Below are 23,271 nucleotides of genomic sequence, written 5' to 3' on the forward strand. Positions count from 1 at the left end.
TGTGCTGATCGAGGCAGGTCGCGGCGACTTGGTGCCGTGGTTAGGGTAGGGGGCCATTCCGAAGTTGCCAGCCCACCCCCTTGCCTACCGGCCCCACAGTCAGACGCGCGACGCCGCAGATATGCGGCTTATTTTAGCCCGGTGACACAAACAGAAAACCTGCGGCGTCGCGTCCGCAGGTGCGGCCCGCAAGAGATTATCGGCTTTGAAAAAACGGACACCCCTCCACCGCAGCCCAATCGGCTTAGCGCCGAATAGACCGCTTGCCGGCAAGGCAGGAGGCGAGAGGGATGCTGCTTAGGGGCGGCCGCCCATTGATGCGGCCTTACTTTTCACCCAGCTTCGGTCCACTAGTGAACACAGGCTATCAGCAAGACACTGAATACTAATCGCAGCGAGCGGTAAACGATCGTCCAACTTACAAGCGGTTGTAGGAGGACGAATGGCTGCCATAATTTGCCTCACAGCGTCCACTTGGACAATCTAAAGAAGTGGTGGGGGAAATGGTCCGTACCGGGGCTTCTAAAACTTCGACAATTTGGTCCGCAGAGGACGAAGAACAGCTTTTACAGATGAAGGCAAACGGGGCGTCATTCAAAGACATTGCAGCTGCACTCGGCCGGAGCCAGGCGTCAGTCGAGTCTCGCTTTTCGGTATTGAAAAAGCGCGACTCTAACGAGGCCGTCTGAATTATATGGCCGGTCGCTAGACGAATTGCAGAAGCCTTCTCCTTCCTGATGCGGCAGGAGTCACTCCGGACTTGGACGAGGACAATGTCCTCGATCTGGCTGTTGCGTTTGCCTCTGACACCGAACTGCACAACACGGTACCGGCGTCGGAGCGCCTCCATGTGATGGCTCGTTGGCCCTATGGCCGTGGGGCGGGTCGGTTTTCTTCCACAATCCGCCCGTGGCAACCGGCCGCCCCCGAAAATTCGCGCAGCTGCAATTCAGAATATGAGGGGTAGTAAGAGTATGGACAACCTCCTGAGAGACCAAAGCTAACCAACATCCCACAGCTGATCTTCAACTTGAGACGCGAAATCGATGAGCTCTGAACTGTCGGAAAGTTGATTGCGCGCGCCGACCAGGTGCTTTGAATAACTTGCACGCCATCTCGACTTTCTGCCCCATCCGCATGTGCCGCATGCTCCGTCAAAGTCTGTTGAAGGGGATTTAGCGAACTAGATTTTCGCTCATGGAAAGATCCTGCGCCCGGTTGTGTAGGTCAGTCAGCTGGTCGCCAACAGCATCTTAGTTGCTTGCACGTACGCTGTCCGGCTCGATCCACACCCAGCCAGCGAGACCGGCCAGTGCGGCACAACTCGCGGGCACCAGCATTGTCGCATGTAGCGCGCGCTCGAATGCAGCAATCGCTTCCGTGCTAGCGCCGGGCTGCCCTGACATCACGACGTTTAACGCTTCGATGGCTTGCGCATTCGTCGTTCCGGCAAGATGATGCGAAAAATCATCAAAGAACACCGCCCCGAGCGCGGCAATCGCAAGCAATCCAGCTACCCGAGCGACCGCGTTGTTAACGCCCGACGCAATGCCGGCGTGGGCTTTACCGGCGGCGCCCATCACGGTTGACGTCAGCGGCGGAACCGTGATTGCCATCCCCGCGCCCAGCAAGAGCATCGACGGAAAAACGCCGACCCAGTAAGATTGTTGCCTGAGATCGATAAACGCGAGCATCGCTAGCCCGCAGGACGCAACGACGGGCCCAACAGTCAGCAGTAGGCGCGCTCCCAAACGGTCAGCAATCGCTCCAGCGAACAATGACCCGAATCCCATTATCAGGGCAGAAGGCAGCAACGCCGCGCCGGCTTGTGTCGCCGAGTAGCTACCAAGGCGGATCAAGCCGAACGGCAGATAAAAGAGCGCGCCTCCGAGCGCGAAGTAGAGCAACAGCGTCAATACATTCGTTGCTGCAAAATTGCGTGATCGATAGAGCGACAACGGCATCATCGCCTGCTTTTGGAGATGAGCTTCGATTGCGACGAATGATGTTAGGAAAGCGCTTCCTACTCCCAGGGCGGCCAGCACTGTTTTGTGCTGAAATCCCGCCGCTGGGATGGCGCTCAAACCCCATGTAATCGCAGCAAGGCCAAGCGCCACAGAGGCGGCACCGCCCCAGTCGAGCTGGTTCGCCCTGGGATCTTTGCTTTCGCAGCCGAAACGAAGCGCAAGCCCAGCTGCGGCAATGGCGAGCGGGACATTGAGGAGGAAGATCGCCCGCCAGGATACCTGATCGACCAACCAGCCTCCCAACAACGGACCCGCTGCCATCATCAATGCTGCTGCGCCCGCCCATATCCCGATTGCCTGACTCCGCTCTTGCTCGCCGAAGGTTGCCCCTAGCATCGCCAAGCTAGCCGGCACCAACAGTGCGGCCCCCAAACCTTGAACGGCGCGGCTGACGACAAGCACCACATTGTTCGGTGAGAGCCCGCATGCGATCGAGGCGACGATGAATACCGCAACGCCCAGAACAAAAACTCGACGTCGGCCATAAAGATCTGCCGCCGAGCCACCGATAAGCACAAACGCGCCGAGCAAGAGCAGGTAGGCGTTGACAATCCACTGCGTCGCGGTCGCATCAGCATGCAGCGCCTGCTGGATTGCCGGTAACGCGACGTTCACTACTGAGCCGTCGAGCAACGCCATGCTAGACCCGATTATCGTGGCGATCAGCGTCAACCACTTGCGTCTCTGTGATAAGGCTGCACCAAAAGCCGGTGTCGTCTTGATAACACCGGCGTCGCAGGGCGCTCGTATGAATCCAACCATTGGATGCTCGAGAAGGAGGTTATCGCCGGCTAGCGTGCACTTGGCGTAGACTATCCGCACCTGTTGGTCGTTGCCGCCATGTCTGACAAACAACCCACTCAGTTCAGCTCTTAAATGTCGCCTTTTAGCACTGAGCTGAACAACGCTAAAGCCGTTGCAACGCCCGCTCTCGGCGGCAGAGCCTGTCAAATAGATGCACCCCTGCTGACCAGTTCCTGACATGTACCGGTGGACGTTCACACCGACGGTTGACACCGTCCAAAGGCACCACCTTGATGTAGGCCCGGTAGAGGGCGGCCGATCATGACCGGTCGCCTTGATTTCGTGCGCGGTGTCCATGTTGAGAACCACCTTCCAGGCGGGGCTCGTCGGCCCTCTAACATCATGTGCGCGTCTCGCGTATCGCTGAGAGGCAGGACTGCACCTACGCATGTATTCACTTCGCCACTATCAATGAGTCTCGGCGATTACGCGCCGCCGCTCTGTGGTCACATCCTCCCTGGGCGACGCTCGACGTCGCCGCCCACTCTGATCATGCCTAGCCCCGTGCACTTGGCTTGGCATCTCCAGCCTTGCAGAGAGACCTCAGGGTTTTCGCGTCGGATCGTCGGCCGGCTTTTCGTATACTGTATCGGTTGGCCCGGTACCCGTGAGCATGACGATCACGGGCTCATTGCCGGTCATCGCGAAATGCGGCTCGTTCGCGGGCTCGGTATAGACCGAGCCGACGGGCAACGTCTTTAGCTTGGTCTTATCAAATTCAGAGCCATAGCCGAAGTGCCAGGTGCCCTGAAGCACGGTTCCGACACGATCTCCGGCATGATGGTGCGCCGGGATTTGCGCTCCTGGACCGACCTTGAGTAGCTGGGTGTAGATCCCCGGTTTGGAGGCATCGCCCAGGATAGTGACCACCTCGACCTTGGCATTGCCGGATCCACCCGCACCGCCGGTCGCCGGCGTAGCCGATAGCTCCGCTGGTGTCTTTGCGTAATCGGGAAGCTTGACGCCGGCGTTCTCAGCTGACGCGGCCGTCGCAGCCAGTGCAATCGCCACGCTGGCCATGAATTGCGAGATCTTCATTACTTATCCTTTCTACTCTGGTTGAAGCGAGATGTGGACTCGTGCTGTTGCTCATCCTCTTCCGGCATGTCGGGCTTTCGTCTTCCTATTTTGGCGCGTCATCTGGAAGCTGAAGAAATTCGAGCGTGACCCCGTCGGGTCCTCTCACGTAGATCAGGCGAAGTCCCTTCCGTTCGCCGGCCTCAACGGTCTGGACCTCGCCCACCGGCCGCCATCCAAAGCTTGCGATCCGTGCAAGGAGCGCATCGATGTTCTCGACGTAAAAGGCCAAATGGACGGAGCCGACGTCCGACGATCTCGGCCTATAGGTAGGCCGGTCAGGGGGCGAGGTATATTCTAGCAACTCGATGCTGTGGCCCGGTCCCTCGACCATCGCGAGCCGCGTTGCCGCGCCCGGCACACCGACCAGCTGCTCAATGAACGGTCCGGTTTCGAACGTCCAGGTGTAGAGGTGACGGAAGCCCATCACATCGACCCAGAATCTCAGCGACTCGTCCAGCGACGAGACCGTGAATCCAGTATGGTCTATGCTCTTTATCCTGAACGCCTGGCCGCCCGCCGACAGGTCGGCCATGGATGCACCGATTGTCTGGCTGCTGTTCATGGCGATCAGCCATCATATTTCGGCCAGAACTCCTTTAACTGGCTGACGACAAACTCCGGATTCTCCTCGAAGACCCAGTGTCCGCACTGTTCGATGACGCCGCCCTGCACGCTGTTGGCGATCGCCTTGGCGCATTCGAAGCAGTGATCGCCGAACGATCGCCGGCCACCCCACGACAGCATCGGCACGGTAAGCTTGCTGCGGGTCAACTCCTTCGTCTGTTCGGCCATCTGCGGAATGTAGCCATAGTGATTGAGACTCGCGCGAAGATTGCCCGGCTGCCGCATCTGCATGACGTAGAACCGGACTTCGTCCTCGGACACCGCATTCGGGTTGTAGGCGAAGTCGCGGAAGAAATGCCGCAGATACTGCTCTTCGCGTCCCTCAATCAGGAACCTCGTGATATCCATGTTCATGTGCATGCCGAGGTGCCAGTAGGGCACACGCGGATCCACGTATCCGGGGTGGCTTAGTCCGAAGAACGGGGTTTCGATCGTGGCGAGCGACAAGGCTCGGTCTGAGGCCAGATACGCCAATGCCACGGACGGCGGGCCGCCCAGATCGTGACTGAGAATGTGAAATCGCTTCACGTTCTCCGCATTCAAGAGCCCGATCATATCTTCGGCGATGGTCTTCGGCTCATAGCCCTCATTCGGCTTGTCGCTGTCACCGTAGCCGCGAAGATCCGGCGCGATGAACGAATATCTGTCACCAAGCCGCTCGATGATCGGAAGGAACTCGCGGTGGTTCTGCGGCCAGCCATGCATGCAAAGCACAACCGGGCCGTGGCCCGCCGTGACGTAGTGAAGCGTGACACCATTGGTCTTGGCGCGCTTGTGCGCCAACTCGACCGGGCCGCTGCCGGATTTCTGCATTGTCGAACCTCGTTGCTGGATTTGCTCAGAGCGCGAACTACTTGGCTTTCGCATTGGTGATTGCCGGTTGCGGATGGAGCGCGAACGCCGCGATCAGCAATGCGCCGGCCGCCATCGCGATTGATGCGTAGGGCGTAGCCAGCAGGCCTGCGTCCCTCAATAGCAGTCCCCCCAGGAAGGACCCGCTCGAGATCCCGAGATTGAAGGCTGCGATGTTGAGACCTGACGCCGTTGCGAGCGCATTGGGCGCGACCTGCTCAGCCGTGGCGACGACGCCAGCTTGCATGACAGGCGGGATGGCGAATGCAAACACGCCCCACACGGTGATTGCCGCGAAGATGGCGGCCTCGTTGTGGACGGCCACCGGAATCAGGGCAAAGGAGACAATCAGCCCGCACAGCAGCAGCAACATCGCCTTGCGGGTGCCGAGAGCGTCGCTGAGCATGCCACCCGAAAGATTTCCAACAACCGTCGCTGCGCCAAAGAGCAGCAGCGCGATGTTGACTGTCTCCTTCCGCACGCCAGTGACATTGGTCAGCAACGGCGACAGGAAGGTGAAGACCACAAACGTGCTGCCGAATCCGATTGCCGTCAGCAGGTACATGGTTGCGAGCCGCCGATTGCCGAGGAGGCTCAATTGCGTGAGGAACGGCGCGGGGGGCTGATAGTGGATCTCGTGCGGCAACAGCCACATCAGACCGATCACGGCTACGGTGCCCATGCCGGCGACGACGAAAAAGGGCGTCCGCCAGTTGAATAATTGACCGATCCAAGACCCCAGTGGCACGCCGATGACCATCGCAATCGTCAATCCTCCCATCATCACGGCAATGGCGCCACCGGATCGTGACCTTGACACCAGGGAGGTGGCACACGCCGCTCCGACACCGAAGAAGACGCCGTGAGCGACCGCCATCACGATGCGCGACAAGAGCAACGTGCCGTAGCCAGGAGCAAGTGCCGCAGACAGATTGCAAGCCGTGAACACCACCATGAGTGCAATTGCCAGCTCGCGCCGCGCAAGCGAGCCCGTCAATGCGGAGAAAATCGGCGTACCAAGCGTGATCGACAGGGCATAAAGGCTGACCAGGAGCCCGGCACTCGGGAGTGACACGCTCAGATCGGCCGCGATCCCCGGAATAAGACCCACAACGACGAATTCCGTGGTGCCGATAGCAAAGGTTGCAACGGCAAGAGCATAGAGAGCAAGAGGCATGACGCTTGTCCTCATGCGAGTGCGCGATGCCGGAAGCTTCCGACGGTACGGCAACACTCATTCACGAACGCGATCGCATCTGGCGAACGCTGTGAACCCACCGGCGCTGCCTTCAAGCTGACCCGCGCTAGTGTTGAATTGGCATTCCAAAAGACAGCACCCCGATTATAGTCGACCCTCGTCGGAAGTCTTTCGGAATCGCACTCAATCCGGAGATTGGAGTCGCATCGCATCAGGATCGCGCATCACGGCTCGTTGCCTTACTTGCCCTGGATAAAAAATGGCCTGTTGAGGTTGCTCCTCCATGATGAAGTGTCCAGCATTTGTTATGACAGCGCCCTTGACGTTGCTCGCCACAGCAGGAGAGCTGGGACGTCGCCAACCTGTTCGTCATGGGTGCCACGGCCTTCCCGCAGAACCCCGGGTATAATCCCACGGATACTGTGGCCGCGCTGGCCTATTGGGTGGCAGACGCGATCGTAAACCGCTACCTGAAGAGTCCCGGCCCACTCGTGCAGATTTGACAGCCAGCACCGCTGAAGTATCGGCATAAGAATGCGCAATCTGATGACACTTGCGCTCGCGGCGGATCGGCCTAGCTGCGGCGCGCGCGGCGGAAGACAACCAGGGGTTCGAGAAGATCGAGCGGGGGTGGTATCTAGCGGTGCTCGGCGATTGCGTCGGCTGCCACACAGCGCCGGGTGGTAAGCCTTTTGCTGGCGGCGCTGCGCTGGAGACGCCTTTCGGGAAGGTGGTCGGTCCAATTATTACTCCCGATGTTGGGACCGGGATCGGTGACTGGACCGAATCGGATCTTTGGCGAGCGATGCACGAGGGGATCGGCAGGGATGGGGTTCGCCTGTATTCGGCAATGCCGTATCCTGCCTATACGAAGGTCACCCGCGAGGACCTCTCGGCCATCTGGGCCTTTCTGCGCACCCTCGAACCGGTGCACAACGAGGTTCGGACCAACCAGCTTGTGTTTCCGTTCAATGTCCGCCGGCCAGCAACATCCGCCTGGGATTTGATCAATTTCAAACCCGGCTGTTCCGATCCGGCAAAGTCGAATGTGTGGAACCGGGGGGCCTATCTGGTCGAAGGACTTGCCATTGCGGTACCTGTTATACGCCTAAGAGTCTCACGGGTGGTGAACGGGGTGGAGAAGCCCTGCAGGGGGCATTGTTGCAGGATTGGTTTGCGCGAGATCTGACACCGCGGATTCTCGTACGGGCATCGGGGATTGGTCTACGGAAGACATCGTCCGCTATCTCAAAACCGGTGCCAACGCTTTCGACCTTGCATCCGTCCCGTCAATTGCATCCGTCGCGTCAATGAACGCGTCGAAGTGTCCGGACTTTGGACTTTTCGCAACCTTCCCGCGTAGCCTTGCCCGCCGCCTTCCCGCGCCCGTAGTCTCCGCGCGGCCCTTGGCGCGCTGGCTAGGCGCGGTCAGAGATTAGGAACATAGCCCGGTTGACAAGCTTCTCCACGTTAGGGGTACAGATTGCGGAGTTCCATTCCATGGCTACCCAGATCGTATTGGATCACACAGGCGACAGCAGGCATTTTTTTGAACAAGACCCGAAGGGGCTGGCCCAGGCTGAGCAGCGCTTCAAGAAGCTGACGGGCAAAGGATTCACCGCTGCCACTCGGACGGCGGCCGGCGATCTAAAGGTCGCACGGATGTTTGACCCGACTGCGGACGAGACGCTGTTCTACCCCCGCCTGGTCGGCGGCTAGAGACTGTTCGCGGCGGCAAAATGTTTTTGTTCAGACGAAGAGGCGTCGATAGAACGCGTTTGCGCATTGTGCGCACTTTCTATCAGAGCTTCATCCAGCAAAACGGGCCGGAGGCCCGTGCGCGTCGTCTTCTCCGCGAATGGTTGTCTCCGGATCAGTGTGCGCAGTTTGACGCCAATGATTATTTCGAAGTCACAGGTTGTCACACCGGCAGACGATATCGAGTCCACTATGGCACCATGAGCAATGTTGTAGAGGTCGACGCATCTGGGTTGCCCGTGATCGGTTGGTGTTTCGTTCCCGACCGTACTACTCTGGCGGCTGGCGATGTGATGCTTGCCCAGAAGATCGCGCTTGAAACCGACGAAGCTGCAGTGCTCGCGCTTGCCCACAGGTTCTCTCCGAGAATGTCCCGGCTCCGAGTAGTGCGGCCTGCTTATTAGGCTGGTCACGCGCGCGCCGACCGCTTGTGGCGACGGCCCCTCGTGGCGAAGGCCTCGATACGAAGCGAGGATGCCTTCACGACTGCATCGAGCATCGGCACAGCGTCAGCGAGCGCAAGAATCTTCGTACGTTTGTATTACTTGGGTCGCTTAACGACGTCGGACGGCTTCGTTGATCGGCTCCGTGAGACCATTTCCTTAACAGTCCGTAGCATCCGAGCGAATTCGGACTGACGATACCGAGCGTGCGCCGTATCTTTTGGCTCTGAGAGGAAAGCAATTTTCACAAGGAAACTGTTCAATATCGCTGTGACCGGAAGATTGTCGGAATGCTGCGAGCGCAAAGCCGTGATCTGTCGTCGCAGCTCGATGAGGTCAAGCGGATCATCGTCCAGTTCATTCGTCACAACGAAGCCCGCGTTATCGACGGTGAAACGAAATCGCCGCGCCGAGTATCTTGGCGCGACGACCCCGCCATGGTGAACCCGGACGGGCAATGTCCGGTGCGGAGAGGCTAGCGCTCCGTAGCTCCGGTGCAATCGAAGACGCGGATTAAGCTTGATGTCGCCGCGGAAAGTTAAATCTGGAACAGGGGCCGCTGTCGCGCGGCAGCATGCCAGCGCGGCGCCGGCATGCAATATAGCCGATCGGGCCGACCTGCCGACGCCGAGGATCATCGAAGAAGTGGAAGTTGCGCTTCGAGGACTGTTGCGGGGGCGGTTTTTTGCAAGCCGATTTCTAAGTGGACGCCAGGGCCGATCGTTCTGCTAGGAGGCCACCCGAAGATCGTATCGGCGCTTCAACCGATCGCTTGTGACCTTGGCGGCATATTGAATGCGGTCGAGATCGCCTCCGTCGTTCGCTATGACACACAATTGCGAGTTGATGCCCTGTGCTTGATGGGCCTCGTATTCGACTTCTACTGAAACGATATGTTCGGAGCCGGGGAAACTACGAATGTCCTGAAGCGCAATGCGTTCGAGGTCCGGCTTTGAAATTAGAGCTTTTGCCACCTTCATCTCCTGAGTTGGCAAACGGCCGCCGACCGGCACACGCTAACCAACTGAGGCCTGCGTGGCAAAGTTCCTATGGGGCTGCAATGCTTCAGTCCTCAGGCCGCGTCGCACAGCGGGCCTTTGCCGATGTCAAAGGCGCCAAGATGGTAGTCTTCAGCGACCGATTGCCCAATCGTCGGCCGCGCGATCAAAGTGACGTCGCATGGGGGTAGCGCGTCCACACCTGAATGTCCTCTGAGGTGACGGTCACATATCCGAAAAAGCACTTATATCGACCCGGCTCCGTTACCCGGCCGATTTTGTTCCGTGTGATTTTATTAACGCGCATCGCTAGCTCCTCTCATTCTCAGGCAACGAGCCCGAAAACGGCTTGAGCTTTTCGAGGCCGGCTTCGATCAACTCCAGTTCTTCTTGGATCGCTTGGACGGCGTTCTGAGGATTGATGCCCGACACGGCTTGCAACTGAGCGAGTACTTTGCTGCGCTGCCCCAGCAAATCCGCCAATGCGCGTCGGTTGTTCACCTTCACGTAGCCCGCGACGATCATCTCCATGGCTCGTGACAATCGCATCTCCATGCAAAAAATCAGGCGAATATTGCCGAAAAATCCTAATCGATCGTTGCGCCCACCGGCCAAGGCGGCGTGGTCGTCGAACTCCTCCAGAGCCCAATTGAAATAATCGCGTCGCGCATGCGTCGCGCTGAACGCCGTTAATAGTCCCATTTTGCCTTTAACGCCTTCCTTCCCTGCAAGTCGCGATATCTCCGTAGTCGCGTTGCCGAAGCCGGACAAAGGAACTCTGTCAGGCGCCCTCCATTGTTAGCTGAGGAGGTGCCGAGGCCGACGCGAAACGATTGAAGGCGAATATGGTTGCCGGCCGATGAGGCAATAAAGAGAGCGAACCCGCAGACGGTAATGCGCGCATTCCAGTTTGCCGCCACCATGGTGGCGGCGATAATCGTCATGGCGGCTGCCACCGTCCTTAATACTTCAAGGCTCATGCTGACCTGCTCAAAACAAGGGCCGCCCCGAGTGCTCGGATGAAGCTGGTCGCGCCGCCGAACGGTCCGTCAGTTCTTCAAGGAATTCCTCGAACCAGCGCTGCGAAACCGGCTCGCCATTGCCTCGCTCCTTTGGGAGGAGAATCTGCACGAGGTAACAGTTGTTCATGACTAGCCTTCCTCTGGCGCCGCCCGGCCGCTAGCCGAGAAGGGTTTCGGTCGTTACGCACTCAACCTGCTGCCCGAAGCGGTTCATGTAGATGTTCATCATGGAATCATGCGTTTCGTCAGCCGAGCTGCACAGGGCGTCGGTGACAAGAATGACGCGGTAACCCCAGTCTACTGCGCCGAGTACGGTCGCCAGCACGCAGACATCGGTCTCGCCGCCGGTGACGATGATCGTAACGACGCGCGCCGCGCGCAGCTGCTCGTGAAGATCGCTTCCCGTCCACGGCGAGTAGACATGCTTGTCGAAGACGCGTGCGGGTGGAACGAACTGCGCAAGGTCCTGGACGAGGCCGATCATCTCCCGGCCAAGCTCCTCGATGGTCATCGATCCCCAGCGCTCGTAATAACGCCGCCACATGCCGGCGCCCTGGCCGGGCTTCTGCGCCGGGATGAAACGCGTGGGATGGGCCGCCGTCACCGCAACAATATTGGGCAGGACGCGCGGCAGCCACGGCATCTTCCATGCCGTGCTTTCCGCGAACATCCTCTGCATATCGACGCAGATATGAACCGCGTTCTCTCCGGGTGCCCCATAGCGGAGCTTATCGTTCTTTGACATCGGCGCCGTCCTCGAAAGTGAGCTCCAACGGAGCGACCCGGCCTTGGTTCCTGTCCTGAAAAGGGTTGCGACCAGCAACCCGGCTAGCCACGCGGCAATGAGCGGGGGAAGGCGGTCAAGGGTGCGGTGACGCAGCGCGCTCGTGCGAGCTTGCCCTTTGCGGCTGAAGGGGGCGGCAGAACCTTTACGCGCCAGGGATCTTTAACGCATGGCCGGGACGAAGACCCGGGTGCGGGACTACAAGGGACGCGCTAGAGCCCGGTCGCCCGCACAGCAGGCGGATGCGCCCGAAACGGAACCATGCGCCTTTGCGGATAGTTGGGACACGCATAAATGAAATCGGGGGGCCACATGAAGCGAACTCCGAAATGGCGGTCAGCGGCGAAGCGTGAGCTGATCGAGCCGCGCGGGGACAAGCGCTACATCCGTTGCGATGCGAAAGGCCGCATCAGGGAAAGCGATGACGAGAGCCGTTCGCTGTCTCAGGATCGCCTCAAGATCGCCAGGACATAAGTGAAGGCGGGGCAGGGTGACCGGGGGTGACCATAAGGCCCTCACAGCGCCGGAGCGGAAAAAGCCGAGTGCCGACAAGTAACGCGACACTCGATCTCTTCGGAGGCGGTCTCCTTCCGGAGGGTATGAAGTATGAGACGGAGTTTCTCTCTGCTGAGGAGGAGCGTCAGTTATTAACTGATGTCGAAAGCTCCCCTTCCGGGAGTTTGAATTCCGCGGCTTCACGGGAAATGTTCGTGGAAACATGGCAGAGACGTCCGCGGTATTCGTCGATGGCGATGACGTGTTCGCCATTGGCGAACGACATGAGCATTTGTCGGGTTGCGATCCATACAATCGAGCTTGCACCAGTTGATCTACATGGCTGACGGTGTAGGTCTGTGCCGGGCGCTGGAGATCTCACCCCATTGGGGACCAAGCGGTGATCATTGAAATTCTGGCCCAGATCATTTTACAACTGGCATGGTACTGTTCGGCGGCGTTGTGGCCGAGATTGCGCAGAGAACGCAAGCTGGCGCGCAATGGATGGCAACCTTTCGAAGGAAACAGCGTTCGCCAGGGCGCAGGAACTTCTCAAAGGGAGCGATCAAACTTGACCCAACCAAGGTTCATGTCCGATTACACCGCCCTCAAAGTCACCGCTCTCGACGCGGTTAACGAACTGCTCAACCATGTTGGCTGGGGTGCCGACGATGGGAGTGAGCGTTGCACGATCATCGGGGTGTGTAGATCGCATATCACCGAGAACATCGACAAGATCGCAACCACACGCGAGCAGGCCTTCGCTTTGATCGATGAAGTCGCCCAACAGATGAAAACGGATTGGGACGAAATTCACGACGTGGTCGAAAGAAAATGATCGATGCGTCAGGCACCGATGACGTCGCGCGCTACAATCGGGTGTTGCAACGCTATCCTACTGTCGAGCGCTTCAAGCAATGGGCAACCCGCAAGGGCGTCGTTTTTCACGACGAGCTGCGGCCGAGAACACGATGCACAAGTGCATCACCGCTGTGCGGTCGCTGCCGATGGAGCTGCGGCTCAAGTCGAAGCGGTGGCTGGAGGAGCGGGGATTAGAAGCGCTGGAGGATGGCGATGTCTAGATGCGGTATGGGCCCGGCTCCAGAGCAAGGGGTCATGATGGTGGCTGTCCCCCGATAGATGATGAAACGGGGTCACGACTTGAGTCGGCCCCAAGCATCTGGAGACGGAGGACAGCCGTGGAGAATTATGCCGGAATTGACGTGTCGTTGGAACTGTCGAGCGTATGCGTTGTGGATTCCCAGGGTAAGATCCTGAAGGAGGCGAAGGTCGCAAGCGAACCCGACGCCTTAGTCGAATTTTTCGAGACGCTTGGCTTTGCAGTGAATCGGATCGGGCTGGAGGCTGGGCCACTGTCGCAATGGCTGCATGCGGGGCTGCAAAGAGCAGGATTCGAGACGGTTCTGCTGGAAACACGGCATGTGAAGCCAGCATTGTCGGCGATGACAGTGAAGACGGATCGCAAGGATGCACGCGGAATTGCCCAGTTGATCCGGATGGGATGGTTCCGCGCGGTGCACGCAAAGTCGATAGGGGCTCAAGAGATCCGAGCGCTGCTGGTTGCGCGCAAGCAGCTTCTTGGGCGACTTATCGATGTGGAGTTAAGTATCCGCGGGATTTTGCGTGGCTTTGGGCTGAAGGTTGGCCCGGTGACGCGGAAGAATTTCGAAGCGCGGATCCGAGAGTTGGTTGCGGGTCAGGCGACATTGGAACGCATTGCCATAGCGATGCTTTCGGCACGATCGGCCTTGAAGGCAGAGTACGGAAGGCTACACAAAGCTGTGCTGGCAACGGTGCGTGACGATGCGGTCTGTCGCCGGCTCATGACAGTGCCAGGTGTTGGTCCCCTAGTGGCGATTACCTACAAATCGGCGATTGATGATCCTCATCGCATTGTAAAATCGAAGGCGGCAGGCGCGCTGTTCGGGCTCACGCCAAAGAAATACCAATCGGGAGAAAAGGACGTCACGGGCGGGATCACGCTGGCCGGCGACGAGATAGTGCGTACGGTGTTGTATGAGGCCGCCAACGTTCTGCTATCGCGCATCACGCGATTCTCAAAACTCAAGCGCTGGGGGATGGACGTCGCCAAGCGGAGAGGCTCGAAGCGCGCAAAGGTCGCCTTGGCACGCAAGGTCGCAGTGATCCTGCATCGGATCTGGGTCGATGGCACGACCTACCGATGGGCCGAAGCGGGCTCAATCGCAGCATAGAAGACGTGGAGGAGATCAAGAACGCAACCGGGATGAACTGAAGCCCGGTGCCCGAAGTCCCGTCGCCGGGATGGTGGATGCGGTGAAGCCGTTACACGCCCAGTGGCCGTCGTCCGACGAACCACGCGTATCTAGATAGGCTCACCGCTCCCTCTGACAGCATGATGTGGCGGCCAGGCGTCGACCACGAACAGAAGCATGAGCTCGGCGGCGTGACGTTCACTCGGGAGGCTTGACATCATCGGCCCATTACAGAAGGGCGTGTACTCATAAGGAGGAGAGGTCAGCTTTTGGGTCCAAGGAGAAATTCTTTGCTCAATCGGAGTATTGCGGTTCACGTTGCGGAATTTTCTTCGAAAACATGCGCGCTGTTTCAGGGAACATGCTGGTTGTCTTTCCGGATAGGCGCTCATCCTAACCTCGTTCATATTTCGACAGCCAAAAAGACACCGCAGCTGGTAGTGCTGCAACCAGCCCTGCCATCATCACGGCAAACGGGTCGATGAAGGGAAATCCAATGCATAAGGCCGCAGAATAGCCGAGAGCGGCTCCCGCGATCGTCGTTGCCAAAAGACGGCTTTGCCACCAATCAACCGCAGCCAACAGCCACGCCGGAAGGTCGCAATCACGTATGCCATTTGAGGCGAAGGTTCTGGTCGTCAGACTCACTGCACCTCTAGTGCAATGACGCAGGGGCACCCCTTATTATCGGCGAGGTGCGGTCCCTGCGGCAATTGTTTGAGTCAATGCTGCCGGAAATGTATTCGACGTTGGTGGAGAGATGCCGCAAACGATCCGGGGCGCGGGGTGGCCGTGAGGTCAGTCGAAACTGATCGACACAGCCTGGTAGCCCGACTGCGCCAAGCGTCCCGTTCCTTCTTCCGGTCTGACAATTCGTTGCGGAGCAGCTTGATAATTTGGCGCTGGGTGTCAATCTCCGCCTGTAGGAGAGCCATTTCTGCCCGTTCCCAGCCCGCAGCGTCTTGCCCCACTGACTCGCCGGAGGCATGTCCCTCGGCCGCTCCAAAGGCGTACACGCGGTGCAGCAGCAACTCGGCGGTGTCGATCTGGCCGATGTTCAAATCGCGAGATACCGGGGCAGCTTCCTTCAGCCTCAACATGGTGGACCTCTTTTTAGGTCACCCCCATTGCAACCTCCCAGATCCGGCTTAACCATTCGTTAACCCTGGACCAGTGGCAGCGGCGCAGATAATCTTTGATCCTAGCCCAATGAATCGTCTGGTGTGCGCCGACCGTTCCTACAAGAGACGTGCGCTTGGTTTCGCGGGCGAGATTCTACGTGATGCCTCGATAGCCCGGCCACTTCGCCCACCGCTTTGCTGCATCGGCGATCTCGTCGGGCGAATTGATCTGCAATCGCGCAAGCAGCCGGGCTTTCTGCTCTGAGATTTACTTGGCAGTACCGCCCACTCGCACCGCGATCTCCGCGTCCGGCAGCCAAGCGCCTCAATAATCGCTTCTCATGCGGACTGAGCAGGTCGCGCATCGTGCGTCCTCACCGCCGACAACCTCAAGCATTTTGTAGCGCCGTTTCGCGGCACGTACATGATTAGCGCGCGACGGCCCCAAGCGTCCGGGAGGCTGGGACAGATGCCGAGACGCTGGGGCCGCGAGCGCGCCGAGATAAGCTCCGGCGCACCGAAGTGAGCATGCCCACCACCGCCTGTTCCATCTGTTCACTTGTATACACTAGGCGTCTCGCTTATTCGCGGGATGGTTGATCCAAATCAACGTCCTAGATGCCAGTCCGCCGCGAATTCGTTGTGGGCAGGACAGCATCCGAAGGAAACTGGAGATGACCGCAGAAATCCAATCAGGACCGATTTCGCGCAGCGGCCCTTCGCACTGGCTGTTGTGGAACGCGGCCGGCTCTGTAGGATTTTGACGATGCCGCGCTATTTCTTCCACGTCACCCACAAACGCCGCGAACTCGACCGCGAAGGCTATGAGTTACCTGACGAGCACGCCGCTTGGTCTGAAGCCACGGTAACGGCTGGGCAGATACTCCAAGGCCTCGGCGAGAAGCTCACACCCCACCGCGAATGGCGGATGGAAGTCGTGGACGAGTCCCGAAACACGCTCTATGTCCTGCGTATTAATGCCGAGAAGCGAACGTAAGCCTTGGCTCAGTTGGCGGATTCATCGTGCTGTTCTAGTAAAAGAACCACAGCGCGATGATGATGAGCGATCCCAGAAACATCACCGACACCACCGCCGCTCCGAGGCAACCACCACTCTGGTTCAATGCCGACCTGCCTTCACGGGAGCAAGCAGGTCGGAGACAAGGAAAACGGCGAGCGAAGCTCCGCTGATTTCAGGCCCCAAGCCGGGCTCGGTATGGCACCGCCGGTCGGGCCAGCTCATTTGCGTTCGAGCAGTTTGGTGAAGGTCAGCCCCGGATTGATCGCCAGCATATTGATGATGTCGGGCAGCGGCATCTCGGGCGCATCCACCATCACCTCGAAATGACAGCCGGGATGCGCGACGTCGAAGTCGCGCAGATGTTGCAGCCACGCCTGTTGCAGGGATTCCGGGACGTGGGCGATGGTGAGGATCTTGACGTCAGCGGGGGCATAGTCGCGCGCTTCGGCATCCTCCGGTGACAGACCTTGCTGGCGATGGACTTCAGCGCCTTGCTTCACTTTCTCCATCCAGCCATCGACCCACGCTTTGAGATCGAGATTCTCCATATGGTCGCCTCCGTTTCATGAATGGTCTTCGGGGCCGGGTGCACAGAGCGAAACCAGATTGATAAGACGGGCACGCCCTTGAGCGCACCCGTCCCCTCCAACGGCGCCGGAAGCTTGGGCAAGGCGGCCGTGGAGACGCGACCCTAACGGATTACGCCGGGTTCTGGTTTCAAATGGGTCGGGGCGGACGTGCCACTACGGCACCCCGCCTCTAGAGCCGCAGGGTTGCCTTCGGCAAGCCCGGGGCGGCGGGGCCGTCGAAGCCATGACGTGAGCGCAGAGCGTTTCGAGCGCGCGGCACCTGCGCGAAGCTGACGCAGTGGGCCGAGCGCCTCGTCGGGAAGTGGCCCCTCTCTTAGGAACGACCGTCCGGTTGCCGGGTTTTCCCGAGCCCCCCACAAGGGTGGCCCGTCGTGACTGGCCTCAGCGCACTGTCCGGCAACAGCGCGCTGGGGCCGTTTCGCCGGTCACCCGATCACGCACTCGTATTCGCTCACTTTAGGCAGATTGCGACTGACCGAGGCCAAGGTGAACAATCCGAACAAAAATCCCGATTGCGACAGTAACAAGTGCCGCTACTCCCGAGGCGAGGTCAGGACCTACCCCGGCGCCCATCCACCGCTGACGCTGTGCGCAACCTGCTGGGCTCATGAGAGCGCGCGACGGCGATTTAAGTCCGGCCTGCCGGTGCTGAAGTGGGCAGAGGGCAGACCTATCAGCGCTCTGTCCTCATATACGGACTGAACTCAGGCGCCGGCTGCGGAGCGGCATTCAAGGAGAGTGATGCTTCACCCCGTGGATGTCGAGACCTTGTTTGCGAATTTCCGAAGACGCTCCAGATAAATGCGCTCAACACGATTGAAACGGCGAGCAGGAGCAAAAGGTCACGGACCATGATGTCCTCCTTTTGCTGTTTTCAATGGCGGAATAAGCCCAACGTTCCTAGACGAGCCGTTCGCGGCCGAGCTGCAAGCAATTCGAGGTGACGCCGCCGGGTGGCGGCGCGGCCTATGGTTGCTGGACGGCTATGCAATCACCCAGTTGATCAGCCGCCAACTGGTCCATCCGATGGCGCCGATCCACACAACCGAGGCCGTACCGGCGACGCATAAGAATACGACCGGCAACAGATAGCCATCAGTCCATTGACGGTCGTTGACCGGCGAGGTTTGCTCAGTCCTACTAAGCAGGTCGTCCCGTCTCGGAAAGACGGACATATCGGCTGAAGAATGACGTAGAAAATCGCTCATTGATGAATGTCCGTTAAGGGGCGCGATCACCGACATCTCGCTACAGTTTCTCGATCACGACAGCGGCTGACACGCGCAGAAAAGGCCCGTTCTGATCTCGCAATTCGACCTTGGTCACGCCCGGAGTACCATGGCGCGATCCATCCAAAATCGCCTGACCTAGCAATTCCAAAGCCAACTGTGGGGCCTCGCAGATATTCGGCAATTCGACGCCCTCGTCGTCGATGATCGTGTCGGTGTCACTGAGAATGTCGAAATAGATGGTGGGCATGCGGCGGGAAGAACCGGCATAACTGAGCGAGGTTCCTATTTTTCCCGACGGGCGATTGTCTGCACGGTAGGGTGCGGAGGCGTGGTACTGATTTGGACGTTCATGAGGAACGCAGCTTAATTCCCCTCGTTTGGTTTGCACCAAAAACGAGATGCCTTGCAATGCCTCGAGCTAAAACGCATGCCGCCGTTATCCTGCGGGAGTATCACAAAGCCGAGTCAGAATTGATCGGCAAGGCAGTCGTGCTTACGGACGGCAAGGCGGGGACCGTCGAAGGATTACACTTGGACGAAGCCCACGGTTTGCGTCTTTCCGTAGCTGGACATCCCGGGAAATGGCCCGTCTCAACGATCATGCTGGCGCAGAAGTGACAAACGCCGTGTCGGCGAGTTTTGGCGTTGTGCGTTTCCTTACGCTTGTACAACGCGAAGCTTGCGCGCATGCGCGGCGCAGACCTGGTTACGGAACCGCCGTGCAAGCACCAGGATAATTGCGAGCGCGAATATGTTCACGAGCTGTGTAGCCATGAACACCTGATCGCCTATGGTGATCGAATGACCGAGAAAGAGCGCTGACGACAACATCCATACTGCGTAAGCGCGCTCGCTGATTCCGGCGGAGCATTGCTCTCTCAAGAGGCGCCAGATCTGAGGGACGTAAGCGCCGATGACAAGCGCGGTCGCAAAATAGCCGATGAGGAAAGGGGACTGTTGCGAAAACCACGTATGCAATGTGTTCATGATAGCCTCTTCGAATAGGAGGAAGAAGCTACTGACTTATACAGCCCGAGAAGAGCATTAACGAATGCCCTTTTCGCAGGACCTTAATGCGGGATATGCAGCCTGCAGTCGCGGTTCCGTGATCGATGCGGTCCACCGCCACTGAGGGAACACCTCAGAAAAATATCAGCCTGATCGCCAAGACGGAAGAAATCCCGCCCAGGGCCATGACAGCAATTTTGAAATGAAGATCGTTATCCGACAGCGCGGTCAGCCCTCGCCACTGGATGACCGGGAAAAACCCGGTGGTTCTTGGAGGAAACCACCGGGCTGATCCGCCGATCAACACATCGTTCCAATGGCTCACAGGCTGAATAAATGGCGCTGGCGCGTCTGTTCGAATCCCGACAAACAGTCTCGGTTTAGACGGACGTGTGGCCGACAAGCCACGTCCCCAGCTTGCACTCCCGCTACCTGCTGGAGCCGCTTTTTTGCTGTCGCCTTAATTCCCCGTTTCTATACTTCCCGCACGACGTAGCTCAGCGGTAGAGCAGCTGCTTTGTAAGCGGATGGTCGCCGGTTCGAGTCCGGCCGCGGGCTCGACTAAGGCCCCAGCTCGCGCGTGTCACCGGTCACGAGCTGGGGACAGGCGGCGTGCCCACGAGGGCAGGAAAACACGTTGCGATCTTGCCGTCGTTACTAATTCAGCGCTCGTCGGCCCAGGCTTCTCCGGAAGGAGACCAAGTGCGGAGCGCCGGGGCCGCGAGCGCGCCAAAAACCCAGCGCACCAACGCGACCTTTCCACTTTGAGTGCACGCCCGCACATAACAAATGTGAAGCTGCGCGCATTAACTTCGGGAGTAGTCCTGTTTCCGGAGAACTCAGGTCTCGGCGCGGCATTTGAATCGCGCTTCGGGCCCTTTTCCCAATTCGTGTGCCGGAGTGCTTTGCACAACGTGGTGACTTCGCGGCTCCAACTTGCTTGCCCCTCGTTGGAGCCGCCTCTTTTCCTCAGGCCTCTGGCTCGCCGGAATTATGGCGGATCAACTTTGGTGAAACTCGACACGCCGACGAGCCTGACGAGCTGCACGACCGCCCTTGGAACGAAAGGCCCGCTCGATGTTTGGGCCCACATGAACCCGATGGCCACGTTCAATCCCGCTGAGCCCTGTCGCGTGCACGACGCCCTTAACAACACGTTCATTGATTGGAAACCCGAATGGGCCGCGCGCTATCGGGAGTATGCCGCCCCGCATGACGAAGGCGTTATCGCTTTTGACGGGTTGCTGTTGGACGGCTGGGTGCAGCTGTTGGACGGCTGGGAGCCGATGTAGCTCCAATCAAAAGCCGCGCGGGCCAGAAATGCGCGGGCATGCGCCACGTCCTCGCCGAGGTCGGCAGATCGCAAAGGACGCGCTTCATGGATGAGCTGCTGGTCCGGGTGACGGCTCCGCATTTCGTGGCGGGCTTCGTCAGCCGCCGCGGCGTCGTCGCGACCGCGGCGCCGATCCTGCGCAAGGCGCTCGGCAAGACCGACGACGAGGCGCGCGCGATCATAAAGCAGAATGGATGGAAAGCCTCCATCGTGAGGAGCTATGTCAGGCGACCAGATCAAGGGCCTGCGTGATCTCCAGCGCGCCAACATGGGCGACATCACCGACATCGCCAGTCAGCTGCTGGCCCGGCAGCTGATCGCGCTGGGCGCCCGCGGCGAGCCGCCGCCGCCACTACCGCCACCGCCACCGCCGAAGAAGGAGCGGGTCCGGCGCTGCTCGCCGACGTCGAAGGCCACGCTCCAGCCCTGGAAGGCCGACTGTGTCCCGGCGCACATGTTACCGGCGGCTCGAAAAAAACTCCTAAAACTCTCGCCCCGTCGTCGGCATCGCCTGTCCCGGCGTCATCAAGGCGGACGGGTCGATCGAGAAGGGCGCCGGAACTGCGGGACAATTGGGAGAGCAGTAAGTTCAACTGCCGACAAGCCTGGTTGAGGCCATCCCGCAGATCGGCGAGGACGACACGGCGATTCGTCATGCACACCGACGACGTCGTCCAGAGATTGTCCGAGATGCCGTTCATTCAGGACGTGAAGTGGTGGGGCGTGCTGACGATCGGGACGGGACTGGGCAACGCCCGCTTCACCAACCGCGGCCACGGCAAAAATTAGCAGACGTTAGCGACCCGCCGTCATCTCTCTCACGGCTTCTACGATCTGCTGCGGATGGTAGGGCTTCTGTAACATACTGCAGAGAAGCCCGTCGCATAGATCACCGGCAACTCCGGATGATTTCGCACAGGTACTCTTCGCGAAACTTCGTCTCGCCGAGGTTCTTGCGCTCGCGGGCCAGGAATTCCGGAGTGATGCGAGGGCAGGAGCCCAACGCGACTTGGATGCGGTGCCAGTCGGCATCGTTGGAGCGCCAAGTTTCGTAGCTTTCCCTTCGGGGTCGATAAGTAGACGAGCTGGCCGCGGGTGTTTGTGGCCAGCATTGGCCGAACCGCCGTAATCAGCGCGTCCGGAGCACCTGGACGTTTCGTCGATGATCGCCGGGCGCACGTTGCCAAGCTGCGGAGCGTGTCGCCGTCGTTGTCACCGGGCAACGCCAGAATGCGGCTTTTGTTCTCGGGTTCGATCCGCCGTGCGGCATCGCCGAGGAGAGCGGGAGCATTCTCGACTCGGCCCGCGCCAGGGCGCCGAGTTGCGGCTAAAGCACCACTACGCGAACCTGGGCGACGCCACGATCGGTAATTCCTAAGCTGCGAGCGGCGCCAAGCGAGAGGTCGATGAGGCGACCGCGAACCCATGGTCCGCGATCGGTGATACGAACGACCACCGATTTGCTGCTCTTAAGGTCAGTAGCGCGAACATGCGTGCCGAACGGCAGATTGCGATGAGCTGCAATCAGCGCATCCCGATCGAACGTTGTGCCGCTCGCTGTCTTCCGTTTCGAATACGAGTAGAAGGAAGCCTTCCCGGAAAACACTCGGTTGAAAGATCCAGCAGCTGAGCGGTCTTCCGAATTTCGCGGCGGTTCTTGCTCGATAGGGGACTGCGTCTGCGGGCTCTGATTGGTCTGCTCCGGTGCCTGAGGGACGGGCTCGGCGTGTGCTTTTGGAATGATGGACCACCTATCATTGAAGTTCTGTGCCACAGCAGAGCCTACATGTAACCATATCGACGCTGGGACTGTTGCAACGGCGACTATTCTACAAAGAAGACGCATGGTCGGCCGAGCTCGCCGGATATCACCCCAAGTCGGTTTATAAGACAATGCGACTGCCAGCCGTTGCGGCTGCGATCTCGGAATCCATACAGCTTGATCTTGCTGTGGTGGGAGCTCCGCTTGCTTATCGAGTGGCCAAGTCGCTCCTCCAGGACACGAGCATTAGCGCCCGTGTCCGAGCCGATCTGTCGATCAAAGTTCTAGATCGGGCAGGGCACATCGCTCCAACTCGTAAGGATACGTCGTTACAACAGAAGGCGCTTTCTGAGATGTCGCGGGATGAGCTCGCTGCTTTCATCGAGCGAAACCAAGCGGAAATAGACAAAGTGGAGGGTGAGCTCGCGTCGCGTGCCAAGGACGTCTCTTATCTGGGTTAAGCTCCGGCGTCGTTTGCTGCGTCACCTGGTGCCTGCTCGAGTTCGTCTGCTTGGGCGTGGTATCGTTCGACAATGATCCGCGGGATGCTGGCATGTCGCTGATGCGGTGGAGACCCGTCTGGCGTCGCTGCGCTCTACTTGGGAAAAAATGAAGCAGGGATCAGGGTCTACATGCGCAAGGTCGGCACGGGCTGGGACTGGACCACTTCCGGCAAGATGCGCAAGGCTCTCGACACCCTGGCAAGTCCAGAGAGTAAGTTGAGTAAGCAACTCAAGAAACCCAAGGCCACTGGGTTGAGCCTGTTTTTACTGCGGAAATCGAATACCGCGACATCACCTCCGAAGGATTGTTGCGAGCAAGCCCCCTAAAAAGATTCTCAAAGTCTTAACGTTTGTTGTTACG

29 protein-coding genes, 1 tRNA gene and 2 pseudogenes are annotated in these 23,271 nt (G+C 59.1%); 15 read left to right on the plus strand and 17 right to left on the minus strand.

Annotated elements, in window-relative coordinates; all coding sequences use genetic code 11:
• Positions 1-1,253: 1,253 nt before the first annotated feature.
• The 5 genes from AC0L3X_RS41075 to AC0L3X_RS41095 all read right to left on the minus strand — a co-directional run bounded on the left by AC0L3X_RS41075 (position 1,254) and on the right by AC0L3X_RS41095 (position 6,621).
• Positions 1,254-3,221 (minus strand): MFS transporter, encoded by a 1,968-nt coding sequence (locus AC0L3X_RS41075; RefSeq protein ID WP_473317389.1) that lies wholly within the window; start codon positions 3,219-3,221, stop codon positions 1,254-1,256.
• A gap of 153 nt (positions 3,222-3,374) precedes the next feature.
• A complete protein-coding gene (locus tag AC0L3X_RS41080) occupies positions 3,375-3,851 on the minus strand; it encodes a cupin domain-containing protein (RefSeq protein WP_354098408.1) in 477 nt (158 codons plus the stop codon).
• Between the two features lie 103 nt (positions 3,852-3,954).
• A complete protein-coding gene (locus AC0L3X_RS41085; RefSeq protein WP_354098407.1) occupies positions 3,955-4,473 on the minus strand; it encodes a VOC family protein in 519 nt (172 codons plus the stop codon).
• Between the two features lie 5 nt (positions 4,474-4,478).
• Positions 4,479-5,348: an alpha/beta fold hydrolase gene (locus AC0L3X_RS41090; RefSeq protein WP_354098406.1), complete on the minus strand. Its 870-nt coding sequence runs from the start codon at positions 5,346-5,348 to the stop codon at positions 4,479-4,481.
• A gap of 37 nt (positions 5,349-5,385) precedes the next feature.
• The gene (locus AC0L3X_RS41095; protein ID WP_473317390.1) at positions 5,386-6,621 is read right to left on the minus strand and encodes an MFS transporter; all 1,236 of its coding nucleotides are present in this window, start codon (positions 6,619-6,621) and stop codon (positions 5,386-5,388) included.
• 308 nt (positions 6,622-6,929) lie between these two features.
• Between AC0L3X_RS41095 and AC0L3X_RS41100 the strand changes: the two are divergent.
• The 5 genes and pseudogenes from AC0L3X_RS41100 to AC0L3X_RS41120 all read left to right on the plus strand — a co-directional run.
• Positions 6,930-7,088: pseudogene (locus tag AC0L3X_RS41100) on the plus strand (GMC oxidoreductase); the annotation flags it as partial.
• A gap of 50 nt (positions 7,089-7,138) precedes the next feature.
• Entirely contained in the window at positions 7,139-7,774 is a 636-nt protein-coding gene (locus AC0L3X_RS41105) for a c-type cytochrome (RefSeq protein ID WP_354098404.1), read from the plus strand.
• 311 nt (positions 7,775-8,085) lie between these two features.
• The gene (locus tag AC0L3X_RS41110; protein ID WP_085401417.1) at positions 8,086-8,304 is read left to right on the plus strand and encodes a hypothetical protein; all 219 of its coding nucleotides are present in this window, start codon (positions 8,086-8,088) and stop codon (positions 8,302-8,304) included.
• A gap of 20 nt (positions 8,305-8,324) precedes the next feature.
• Positions 8,325-8,747: a hypothetical protein gene (locus AC0L3X_RS41115; RefSeq protein WP_085401418.1), complete on the plus strand. Its 423-nt coding sequence runs from the start codon at positions 8,325-8,327 to the stop codon at positions 8,745-8,747.
• Between the two features lie 329 nt (positions 8,748-9,076).
• The gene (locus tag AC0L3X_RS41120; protein WP_161495830.1) at positions 9,077-9,265 is read left to right on the plus strand and encodes a hypothetical protein; all 189 of its coding nucleotides are present in this window, start codon (positions 9,077-9,079) and stop codon (positions 9,263-9,265) included.
• Positions 9,266-9,514: 249 nt separating this feature from the next.
• On the opposite strand, the gene AC0L3X_RS41125 is transcribed toward AC0L3X_RS41120, so the two are convergent.
• The 4 genes from AC0L3X_RS41125 to AC0L3X_RS41140 all read right to left on the minus strand — a co-directional run bounded on the left by AC0L3X_RS41125 (position 9,515) and on the right by AC0L3X_RS41140 (position 11,551).
• Positions 9,515-9,760 (minus strand): hypothetical protein, encoded by a 246-nt coding sequence (locus AC0L3X_RS41125; protein ID WP_434057394.1) that lies wholly within the window; start codon positions 9,758-9,760, stop codon positions 9,515-9,517.
• Between the two features lie 333 nt (positions 9,761-10,093).
• The gene (locus tag AC0L3X_RS41130) at positions 10,094-10,486 is read right to left on the minus strand and encodes a hypothetical protein (protein WP_245344084.1); all 393 of its coding nucleotides are present in this window, start codon (positions 10,484-10,486) and stop codon (positions 10,094-10,096) included.
• Complete coding sequence (locus AC0L3X_RS41135; protein ID WP_144030742.1) at positions 10,474-10,764, minus strand: hypothetical protein; 291 nt, start codon at positions 10,762-10,764, stop codon at positions 10,474-10,476. Before AC0L3X_RS41135 ends, AC0L3X_RS41130 begins: the two co-directional genes overlap by 13 nt.
• A gap of 199 nt (positions 10,765-10,963) precedes the next feature.
• Positions 10,964-11,551 carry a cysteine hydrolase family protein gene (locus tag AC0L3X_RS41140; protein ID WP_354098403.1) on the minus strand — a complete coding sequence of 196 codons (588 nt, stop codon included), beginning with the start codon at positions 11,549-11,551 and terminating at the stop codon, positions 10,964-10,966.
• A 351-nt stretch (positions 11,552-11,902) separates the two neighbouring features.
• Between AC0L3X_RS41140 and AC0L3X_RS41145 the strand changes: the two genes are divergently transcribed.
• From AC0L3X_RS41145 to AC0L3X_RS41155, 3 genes are all read left to right on the plus strand, one after another.
• A complete protein-coding gene (locus tag AC0L3X_RS41145; protein WP_201266180.1) occupies positions 11,903-12,064 on the plus strand; it encodes a hypothetical protein in 162 nt (53 codons plus the stop codon).
• Positions 12,065-12,485: 421 nt separating this feature from the next.
• Complete coding sequence (locus AC0L3X_RS41150; protein ID WP_144030516.1) at positions 12,486-12,923, plus strand: hypothetical protein; 438 nt, start codon at positions 12,486-12,488, stop codon at positions 12,921-12,923.
• 361 nt (positions 12,924-13,284) lie between these two features.
• The gene (locus AC0L3X_RS41155; protein ID WP_473317391.1) at positions 13,285-14,319 is read left to right on the plus strand and encodes an IS110 family RNA-guided transposase; all 1,035 of its coding nucleotides are present in this window, start codon (positions 13,285-13,287) and stop codon (positions 14,317-14,319) included.
• Between the two features lie 414 nt (positions 14,320-14,733).
• Here AC0L3X_RS41155 and AC0L3X_RS41160 read toward each other — a convergent pair whose 3' ends face one another.
• Together AC0L3X_RS41160 and AC0L3X_RS41165 are read right to left on the minus strand one after the other, a co-directional pair.
• Positions 14,734-14,988, minus strand: coding sequence for a hypothetical protein (locus AC0L3X_RS41160; RefSeq protein ID WP_354100554.1), 255 nt, complete (start codon positions 14,986-14,988; stop codon positions 14,734-14,736).
• Between the two features lie 74 nt (positions 14,989-15,062).
• Positions 15,063-15,440, minus strand: a complete 378-nt coding sequence (locus tag AC0L3X_RS41165) for a hypothetical protein (protein ID WP_354098915.1) — start codon at positions 15,438-15,440, stop codon at positions 15,063-15,065.
• Between the two features lie 787 nt (positions 15,441-16,227).
• On the opposite strand from AC0L3X_RS41165, the gene AC0L3X_RS41170 reads away from it, so the two are divergent.
• A complete protein-coding gene (locus AC0L3X_RS41170; protein WP_085398121.1) occupies positions 16,228-16,458 on the plus strand; it encodes a DUF6894 family protein in 231 nt (76 codons plus the stop codon).
• A gap of 242 nt (positions 16,459-16,700) precedes the next feature.
• On the opposite strand, the gene AC0L3X_RS41175 is transcribed toward AC0L3X_RS41170, so the two are convergent.
• Positions 16,701-17,030, minus strand: coding sequence for a hypothetical protein (locus AC0L3X_RS41175; RefSeq protein WP_212479644.1), 330 nt, complete (start codon positions 17,028-17,030; stop codon positions 16,701-16,703).
• Between the two features lie 1,290 nt (positions 17,031-18,320).
• Entirely contained in the window at positions 18,321-18,551 is a 231-nt protein-coding gene (locus tag AC0L3X_RS41180) for a DUF6894 family protein (protein ID WP_085398245.1), read from the minus strand.
• A gap of 161 nt (positions 18,552-18,712) precedes the next feature.
• Between AC0L3X_RS41180 and AC0L3X_RS41185 the strand changes: the two genes are divergently transcribed.
• On the plus strand, positions 18,713-18,922 hold the full coding sequence (locus AC0L3X_RS41185; protein ID WP_085398246.1) for a PRC-barrel domain-containing protein: 210 nt from the start codon (positions 18,713-18,715) through the stop codon (positions 18,920-18,922).
• Between the two features lie 39 nt (positions 18,923-18,961).
• Here the strand turns inward: AC0L3X_RS41185 and AC0L3X_RS41190 are convergent, their stop codons facing one another.
• Both AC0L3X_RS41190 and AC0L3X_RS41195 read right to left on the minus strand, forming a co-directional pair.
• Positions 18,962-19,291: a PQ-loop repeat-containing protein gene (locus AC0L3X_RS41190; RefSeq protein WP_354098916.1), complete on the minus strand. Its 330-nt coding sequence runs from the start codon at positions 19,289-19,291 to the stop codon at positions 18,962-18,964.
• Positions 19,292-19,445: 154 nt separating this feature from the next.
• Complete coding sequence (locus tag AC0L3X_RS41195) at positions 19,446-19,715, minus strand: hypothetical protein (protein WP_144030547.1); 270 nt, start codon at positions 19,713-19,715, stop codon at positions 19,446-19,448.
• Positions 19,716-19,797: 82 nt separating this feature from the next.
• Between AC0L3X_RS41195 and AC0L3X_RS41200 the strand changes: the two genes are divergently transcribed.
• The 3 genes from AC0L3X_RS41200 to AC0L3X_RS41210 all read left to right on the plus strand — a co-directional run bounded on the left by AC0L3X_RS41200 (position 19,798) and on the right by AC0L3X_RS41210 (position 20,897).
• Positions 19,798-19,870, plus strand: a tRNA-Thr gene (locus tag AC0L3X_RS41200).
• Positions 19,871-20,322: 452 nt separating this feature from the next.
• Positions 20,323-20,604 (plus strand): hypothetical protein, encoded by a 282-nt coding sequence (locus AC0L3X_RS41205; RefSeq protein WP_144030548.1) that lies wholly within the window; start codon positions 20,323-20,325, stop codon positions 20,602-20,604.
• Between the two features lie 86 nt (positions 20,605-20,690).
• A complete protein-coding gene (locus tag AC0L3X_RS41210) occupies positions 20,691-20,897 on the plus strand; it encodes a hypothetical protein (RefSeq protein WP_144030549.1) in 207 nt (68 codons plus the stop codon).
• Between the two features lie 42 nt (positions 20,898-20,939).
• On the opposite strand, the gene AC0L3X_RS41215 is transcribed toward AC0L3X_RS41210, so the two are convergent.
• Positions 20,940-21,101 (minus strand): hypothetical protein, encoded by a 162-nt coding sequence (locus AC0L3X_RS41215; RefSeq protein WP_161495717.1) that lies wholly within the window; start codon positions 21,099-21,101, stop codon positions 20,940-20,942.
• Between the two features lie 38 nt (positions 21,102-21,139).
• Between AC0L3X_RS41215 and AC0L3X_RS41220 the strand changes: the two are divergent.
• Positions 21,140-21,434 (plus strand): annotated as a pseudogene (locus AC0L3X_RS41220) (ROK family protein); the annotation flags it as partial.
• 538 nt (positions 21,435-21,972) lie between these two features.
• Here the strand turns inward: AC0L3X_RS41220 and AC0L3X_RS41225 are convergent.
• A complete protein-coding gene (locus AC0L3X_RS41225) occupies positions 21,973-22,491 on the minus strand; it encodes a septal ring lytic transglycosylase RlpA family protein (protein ID WP_354098917.1) in 519 nt (172 codons plus the stop codon).
• Between the two features lie 694 nt (positions 22,492-23,185).
• Between AC0L3X_RS41225 and AC0L3X_RS41230 the strand changes: the two genes are divergently transcribed.
• Positions 23,186-23,257: a hypothetical protein gene (locus AC0L3X_RS41230; RefSeq protein ID WP_349642858.1), complete on the plus strand. Its 72-nt coding sequence runs from the start codon at positions 23,186-23,188 to the stop codon at positions 23,255-23,257.
• Positions 23,258-23,271 lie beyond the last annotated feature (14 nt).

This window comes from Bradyrhizobium sp. MI1.7, from assembly GCF_055811795.1.